The 6,802-nt window shown below is 62.9% G+C and carries 7 protein-coding genes; 3 read left to right on the top strand and 4 right to left on the bottom strand.

Annotated elements, in window-relative coordinates:
- The coding region (locus tag QM659_RS12405; protein WP_415188639.1) for a PRC-barrel domain-containing protein at positions 1–506 on the bottom strand (506 nt) is incomplete at its 3' end.
- A gap of 317 nt (positions 507–823) precedes the next feature.
- Positions 824–1,312: a methyltransferase family protein gene (locus QM659_RS12400; RefSeq protein WP_415188638.1), complete on the bottom strand. Its 489-nt coding sequence runs from the start codon at positions 1,310–1,312 to the stop codon at positions 824–826.
- A gap of 26 nt (positions 1,313–1,338) precedes the next feature.
- On the opposite strand from QM659_RS12400, the gene cobT reads away from it, so the two are divergent.
- From cobT to QM659_RS12385, 3 genes are read left to right on the top strand one after another with little or no spacing between them, the layout of a single operon-like run.
- A complete protein-coding gene (cobT, locus tag QM659_RS12395) occupies positions 1,339–2,385 on the top strand; it encodes a nicotinate-nucleotide--dimethylbenzimidazole phosphoribosyltransferase (RefSeq protein WP_415188637.1) in 1,047 nt (348 codons plus the stop codon).
- A 13-nt stretch (positions 2,386–2,398) separates the two neighbouring features.
- Positions 2,399–3,160 (top strand): adenosylcobinamide-GDP ribazoletransferase, encoded by a 762-nt coding sequence (cobS, locus tag QM659_RS12390; RefSeq protein WP_415188636.1) that lies wholly within the window; start codon positions 2,399–2,401, stop codon positions 3,158–3,160.
- Entirely contained in the window at positions 3,151–3,726 is a 576-nt protein-coding gene (locus QM659_RS12385; protein WP_415188635.1) for a histidine phosphatase family protein, read from the top strand. Before cobS ends, QM659_RS12385 begins: the two co-directional genes overlap by 10 nt.
- Before the next feature lie 179 nt (positions 3,727–3,905).
- Here QM659_RS12385 and QM659_RS12380 read toward each other — a convergent pair whose 3' ends face one another.
- Both QM659_RS12380 and QM659_RS12375 read right to left on the bottom strand, forming a co-directional pair.
- On the bottom strand, positions 3,906–4,376 hold the full coding sequence (locus QM659_RS12380) for a chemotaxis protein CheW (protein ID WP_164730019.1): 471 nt from the start codon (positions 4,374–4,376) through the stop codon (positions 3,906–3,908).
- A 40-nt stretch (positions 4,377–4,416) separates the two neighbouring features.
- Positions 4,417–6,801, bottom strand: a complete 2,385-nt coding sequence (locus tag QM659_RS12375; RefSeq protein ID WP_415188634.1) for a chemotaxis protein CheA — start codon at positions 6,799–6,801, stop codon at positions 4,417–4,419.
- Position 6,802: the final 1 nt, after the last annotated feature.

Genomic DNA, 6,802 nt, shown 5'->3' with positions numbered 1-6,802 from the left:
TTCTCGTTGACCTTATCCTTGGCCTGCTCGTAGGCTTGGCCGGCCTTCTCCTTCGCCTGCTTCCAGCTTTCGGCGGCCTTCTGGCGCCACTCGGCAACGCGCTGATTGAACGCCTGATCGTTCAGCGTCTTGTAGGCGGGAGCGGCCTTGAGCTGCTCTTTCGTCGCGTCGACCGTGAAGACATGCTTGTTGTCTTTGCTTTCGGACTTGATCGCGTCGAACGGAACCGCGACTTCCTTTTCACCGATCCCGAGCACGCCGCCAACGCCGATCACAGCGATCGCAATGCGGCCGTCCTTGTCGAACACGAGGTTGGCGATCTTGCCGATCTGCTGGTTGTCCTTCGCGAGGACGGGGGTGCCGACGAAGTCGGTGCCAAGCACTTCGTTGTTCGTCTGCTGTTCGATAAAGGTGACAGGGGCCGTAGCCGCCGGCGCCGTCGTCTGTGCTGCGAGGGGGCTGATAGCGATCATCAAAGCCGCGGCAGCCGTGAGAGTCGTTTTCATTCGGGAAACTCCATGTTCGCCGTGTCAAGAAACACGGGTGGTAAGACACACGCATATAGGAAAGGTTCCGGTACGGAGGAATGACGCGAGATCATGAATATTTAGAAAGACTCGAGCTTCCAGGTCGGCCGGAACTTAACAAAGCTGCAAAAAACGCCGGGCCTCATGCAACCTCTGCGGGTTGATTCGTCCGTGTGATGATGAGTTGCACCGCAACAAGGCCGTTTTCGGGCCGGATCGCGTGCCTTCAAGGCCGACACCACCCCGCGCTCGGCGGTTATCAAGAAACGATGTCGTGATGCGAAGAGCCGCACCGCCTATATCCAGCGGCGCACGCGCTTTCGATAATCGAAGAACTGCGGGCCGAATCGCGCCGCCAGATAGGCTTCCTCACGCTTCACGACGCGTTCCTGCATGTAGAGGAGAAGCGCGGGTGCGAGCAGGATCAACCAGAGGTTCGCAAGCGCGAGGCCAAGCCCGACCATAAAAAGAATGAAACTCAGATAGATCGGATTGCGAGAAAGCGTGAAGACGCCGCTTTGCACCAGCGCCGCAGCCTTCTCGCCGGGCAAAATGGCGGTTCTGGCGCGGAACATCTCGCGCGCGGCAAGCACGGCGATGACAAACCCGGCTACCATGAACGCATTGCCCGCCACGATGCTCGCGACGTCCGGCTCGCCCTGGAGCAACGGAAGGAAATGCTGAAGCACGAAGCCAACGGCAAGGAACAGCAGCAGCACGACTGGCGGCTTCGGAAAGATTGGTGCATTGACCGGCTCGCCGCCCGTGTGATCTTTAGTGCTCATCGCTTGCCTCTTATAACAGTGATCCCATGCATAAAGCTGAACGGTTTCCCTCTGTCACGCCGCTTTCGCGCGACCTTGAACCCTCGCTTCGCGCCGCCATCGACCAGAAGGCGAAGCCGGTCGGTTCGCTCGGCCGCATCGAAACGCTGGCGATCCACGCCGGTCTTATAACGCAATCCTTAAAACCAGATCTGGGTCGCGCGGCGCTTGCGATCTTCGCGGCCGATCATGGCGTCGTTGCGGAAGGCGTGACGGCGTACCCGGCCGAAATCTCGACACTCGTCACCGGCATGGCCTGCGACGGCAAGGCCGGGGGCAACATCGCAGCCAAGGGCGCTGACGTCGAGGTGTTCGTGATCGACGCGGGGCTGCGCCAGCCGCACCCGCCGCATCCGCGCCTCACGTCGCGGCGTATCGGTCCCGGCACGCGCGACTTCCTGCACGAATCCGCCATGACCGATGATGAACTGAGCGAGGCGTTGCGCGCGGGATCCGAGATCGCGCGGGATCTGAGGGCGCAAGGCTTCGGCATGCTAGCGCTCGGCGAGATCGGCATCGGCAACACAAGCTCGGCGGCGCTTGTCGCGCATTGCGTGACGAAGCTTCCGCTCGATGTCGTCGTGGGCCCCGGCGCGGGCGCACCGCCAGCGGGCCTGCAACACAAGCGCGATGTGCTCGCGCGTTCGTTTACCCGCGCGCCGGTCGAAACCGGCCTCGACGCGCTGCGCGAGTTCGGCGGCTACGAAATCGCGATGATGGCGGGCGCGATGTTCGGTGCGGCGAACGCGCGCCAGATCGTGATCGTCGACGGCTTCATCGCCACCGCCGCCGCCTGCGCTGCCGTCGCCATCGACCCGAACCTTCGCGATTACCTGCTGTTCTCGCATCAGTCGGCCGAACCGGGGCACATCGCGCTCATGCAATGGCTGAACGCGGAGCCCTTCTTCAGCTTCGGCATGCGGCTTGGCGAGGGCACCGGCGCCGTGCTCGTCGTGCCCATGCTGCGCATGGCGCAGGCCATGCTCGACACCATGGCCGACCTGCCCGGGCCGCATCCGACGCACGCCAAGTGAGGCCGAACCCGACATGATCGCCTTCGTCCGCACGGAGTTTTGCCTGTTCCTGAGCGCCGTGCAGTTTCTCACGCGGTTGCCGGTGCCCGGGCTGTTCGCCTTCGACCATGCCTGGCTCGACCGCAGCGTGAAATATTTCCCGCTGGCGGGCGTGGTGGTTGGCGGCATTTCGGCGGCGGTGCTGCTGGCCGCGTCGCTCGTGTGGACCGGGCCGCTCCCCGCGCTGCTGGCGGTCGCGGCTGGCGTTGCTGCGACGGGTGCCTTTCATGAGGATGGTTTCGCGGACTTCTTCGACGCCATGGGCGGCAGCACGAAGGAAAAGCGCCTCGCGATCATGACCGACAGCCGCCTCGGCACCTTTGGCGTGGTGGCGACGGTGCTGAACCTCGGCGTGAAGGTTTTCGCCCTGGCGGCCCTTCCGGTAACAGTTGCCGCTGCCGCCCTCATCGCGATTCACGCGGGCGGGCGGCTTGCGGTCATCGCGGCGATGCCGGTGCTGCCGTACGCGAAACCCGTCGAGGCAGGGAAGATGAAGCCTGCCGGGCAGAGCGTGACCGCGCGCGGGCTCGCCGTCGCCTCCGTCTTCGGCCTCGCGCCGCTGGCGCTGCTGCCGCTGCCGCTCGCACTGGCTGGGCTGGCGGCGGGCGTCGCCGCAGTGCTGTTCATGGGCTGGCGCGCGAAGCGGCTGATCGGCGGCTATACGGGTGACGTTCTCGGCGCTTTCGAGCAGAGTTTTGAACTGGCGTTCCTGCTGGCGCTGGCGGCATGCGTCTGATCCTCGCGCGCCACCCGAAGCCGGTCGTCGAGGCGGGTGTGTGTTACGGGCGGCTCGCTCTGCATTGCGATTCGCATGAGGTGGATGCGGCGGCGGCTCGGCTCATGCCACATGCCAGCGGCGCACTCATCTGCACGAGCCCCGCGCGGCGGTGCCTTGATCTCGCGCTGCGGGTCGATCCAGCCGCTCGTATCGATCCGCGCTTGCAGGAACTCGACTTTGGCGCCTGGGAGGGCGTGCGCTGGGACACAATCGCGCAGCCGGACTTCGATGCGTGGGCCAACGGCCTGCCCGATACCGCGCCGCCTGGCGGGGAGGCGCTGACCGCCATGGCCGCGCGCCTCTCGGACTGGCTCGCGGATATGTCGGCCGGTTTTGCCTCTGCGGGGGGCGAAACCTCGGGCGAAAACGGGGGCCACTCAAACACCGTGCTTGCGATCACCCACGCCGGCGCGATCCGTGTGCTTCGCGCGATCGTCGAGGGTGTGCCGCTGCTGACGCATTTCGCGCAGCCCGTTGCCTATGGCGAGGCGATCGCGCTGGATCTGGCAAGGCTCAAGTCATGATCGCGAGCAGCCGTCGACAATCTCGGAGCAAGGATCGAACTCAGCTCTCGCCTTCAGGACAGCGGCAAGCGAGATCACGACGCGCTGATGGAGGCGAAGTCATCGGAATACCATTCCTGGTGAGGCGCGCGACCTGACCTTTATCAGTGTGATCGCGCGCCCGCTTCCTCTGGCCTGGCTCATTCGACGGACGTTGAGGACGCGACCTGAGCCATGAGCTGATCGAACAGAAGCGTCTTGTCCAATATCGGAATGAGACCGATGTCCGAGAAATACATGTCCCGCGCGAAATTCGTCTTGCGGCTCTGAAAATGGGCGGGAACCCCGGTTCGGCTGATTTCCGGCAATGTCAGCACATCGCCGATCCTGTCGACGAGCAAAGCGAAGCATTCGTTTTGAACCTCAAGCGCTATTGCATATTTCTCGGTTCCCCCCTCTTTCGGGCGAAGGCTTAACCATTTGCGAAGGCTCACCGTCACCACGATGCGCCCTCGCAGGTTTGTCAGCCCGATATATCCGCCTCGCGCCGACGGCATGGGAGTAACCTCGCCAAGGGTGAAAATCGTCGGAGCGTCGCCGACGCTTATTCCGTAAACTTGGTCGGCCACAAACACGGTGAAGAAACTGGTGCGAATGTCGGACGTCGCCATGGAAGCTGGCTCTCGGCGATGTGTCGTGACAAGTCCGGGTTCAGCCTGCATGGCACATATCCTTTTCAATCGCTCCGGCTGCTGCATGGTTGCTGGACGGCTCAGGCATGGCGTAGTCACCCCCTGCGCGATCCGTCACGTCCGCATCGTCGTCATGAAGAGCGAGTTCCGCTCCGGGCTCGTTCACCGCGAGTACGATCTCCCTCGAAAAGGCAAGCTGGCGAAAATGCTCGGGGTCGATCAGTTCGACCGCATCACGCGCAATGCTGACGGTGCCGAGGAGACCGGGCGTGGCGGCTTCGAGTTCGATGACGGCTTGAGACGACACGATGTCGATCACGGCGTCTATAGCCAGACCGAACGTCTCGTCCCCGACATTCAGGATCAGGATCAGCACCGATTTACCGGTGGGTGAGTCCGTGAGAGGTTGCACCGGGATCAATCGACCCTGATAACGATGCACGAGGCGTCCGTCCGCCCGCGTGATGTCGGTCGCATCCACACGGATGATTCTCGACACGACCTTGCGGAAAACCGCCTTCGTGGCGCCGTTGCCAGCTTTGAAAAGAATGAGTGGCGTCTCCGTCCGTTCGACGGCGCGCTCCACTGGCGGCCCGCTCTTGACGGGCTCTTGATCGAGTTTCATGAAGTCGGCCATTCCGGCCGGATCCAGAATGAGGATGACGGATCCTTCTCCGAGGATTGTGCACCCCGTAAAGATCCGAAATTTCTGAAAGAGCCGACTCAGGGGCTTTACCACGATCTCCTGAATGTCGCCGATGCCGTCGACGATCAGGCCGAGCTTTCTGGCGCCAAGCCGCAAGACGATCACGACCTTGTCGGGAGACGCGTCGCTGTCGTCCAGATCGAACATCGTGGCCAGCGCGGCGACCGGGAACACTTCATCGCGAAGCCGAAGGACGCGCTGCCCCTCCATCTCGCCGATCACATGCGAGCCGTCATAATAATCGAGCGCCTCGACGACGTATTTCTGCGGCAACGCAAACCGCTGGCCCGCGGCCTGGACAATCAGCGCGGGCTCGATGGCAAGCGTCAGGGGAATTCTGAGCAGAAAGCGCGAACCGGCGCCCTTCGTCGAATGAAGCCCGATGCTTCCGCCGATCGCTTCGAGGTGCGCGCGTACGACGTCCATGCCGACGCCACGGCCCGATATCGTCGTTATCGTCTGTGCGGTGGAAAACCCCGGTTCCAGAATGAAACGGTACACCTCTTCGTCGGTCATGCGCGCGACCGCGTCTGCCTCCGCAAGGCCTCGCTCGACGGCTTTCGCCCGAATCCGTTCGCTGTCGAAGCCCCGGCCATCGTCTGACACTTCGATGACGATCTGGCCTGAATCCTGACTTGCGACGATGGAAATGAGGCCGGCGGCCGGTTTGCCGCGTGCCGCGCGCTCCTGCGGACCTTCAATGCCGTGGTCGGCACAGTTGCGCACGAGGTGCATCAGCGGATCGCGAATGGATTCGATCAGCTGGCGGTCGAGACGGGTGTCGGCCCCTTCGATGACGACATTGAATTCCTTGCCGGTTTCCGCCGAGAGATCCCGGATCAGCCGCGGCACGCTATCGAACAGGCGCCTGAGCGGCTGCATGCGGGCCTGCATGACGGCATCTTGCAATTCCGAAGTGAGGCCGGAGAGCCGCTCCAGCGGCATCTTCATCTGATGCATGTCCTGCCGCCGCGACAGGTTCATGATCTGGTTGCGCGACAGCACCAATTCCGTGGCAAGGGCCATGATACGTTCGATGACCGCCGTTGGAATGCGAAGCGTCTCCTGTCCCATCTCCTTCCCGGACGCCGGCTTGGACGAAGTCTGGTCGGCTTCGACCTTCTGCGAAGGAGACGGTTGCGACGGGGCAATGGCCTCAGCGACGGAAGGCGCCACGTCGGCTTGCGGAGAGTTCCCAGCGACAGTGCCCGGTGTTTCGGGCACGATTTCCTGACGGTCAGTCGACGCCTGTTGCGCGCAGGTCTCATCTTGCTTCGGCGTCACCGGCGTGTCGGCGAGAGCGGAGCCCGCTTCCAGGTCATCGCCCCGATCGAGAAAGGTCTCGATGCGGCTGACAATATCGGTGTCGTTGCCAGCCGGCTCCTCGCCAAGCTCCGCGACGCTTTCGAGCAGGCTTTTCACGCGGTCGATCGCCTTCAACAGCAACGAGGCTGCTGGCGATACCGGGGCACGTCCGCTGCGGAGCCCATCGATGAGTGTTTCCGCGGAGTGCGAAACGCTTTGAAGACGGGTGAGCCCCAGAAAACCGGCCGTTCCCTTTATGGTGTGAAAGAGCCGGAAAATCTGGCGGATAGCTTCTGAATTGTCGGGGTTCTTCTCAAAAACGACCACATGGGATTCGATTTCCTGAATGTGATCGGTCACCTCGCTCAGGAAATCGCTCAGCAACTCATCCATG

This window comes from Rhodomicrobium sp. (assembly GCF_047605405.1).
Classification (GTDB): Bacteria; Pseudomonadota; Alphaproteobacteria; order Rhizobiales; family Rhodomicrobiaceae; genus Rhodomicrobium; species Rhodomicrobium lacus.
This window is presented reverse-complemented; position numbering and strand designations above follow the sequence as displayed.

What these genes read in the sequence shown, in the direction of transcription:
- QM659_RS12400 (WP_415188638.1), bottom strand. Translation starts at nt 1,312, where the DNA reads ATGAGCACTAAAGATCACACGGGCGGCGAGCCGGTCAATGCACCAATC.
- cobT (WP_415188637.1), top strand. Translation starts at nt 1,339, where the DNA reads ATGCATAAAGCTGAACGGTTTCCCTCTGTCACGCCGCTTTCGCGCGAC.
- cobS (WP_415188636.1), top strand. Translation starts at nt 2,399, where the DNA reads ATGATCGCCTTCGTCCGCACGGAGTTTTGCCTGTTCCTGAGCGCCGTG.
- QM659_RS12385 (WP_415188635.1), top strand. Translation starts at nt 3,151, where the DNA reads ATGCGTCTGATCCTCGCGCGCCACCCGAAGCCGGTCGTCGAGGCGGGT.
- QM659_RS12380 (WP_164730019.1), bottom strand. Translation starts at nt 4,376, where the DNA reads ATGGCGACGTCCGACATTCGCACCAGTTTCTTCACCGTGTTTGTGGCC.
- QM659_RS12375 (WP_415188634.1), bottom strand. Translation starts at nt 6,801, where the DNA reads ATGGATGAGTTGCTGAGCGATTTCCTGAGCGAGGTGACCGATCACATT.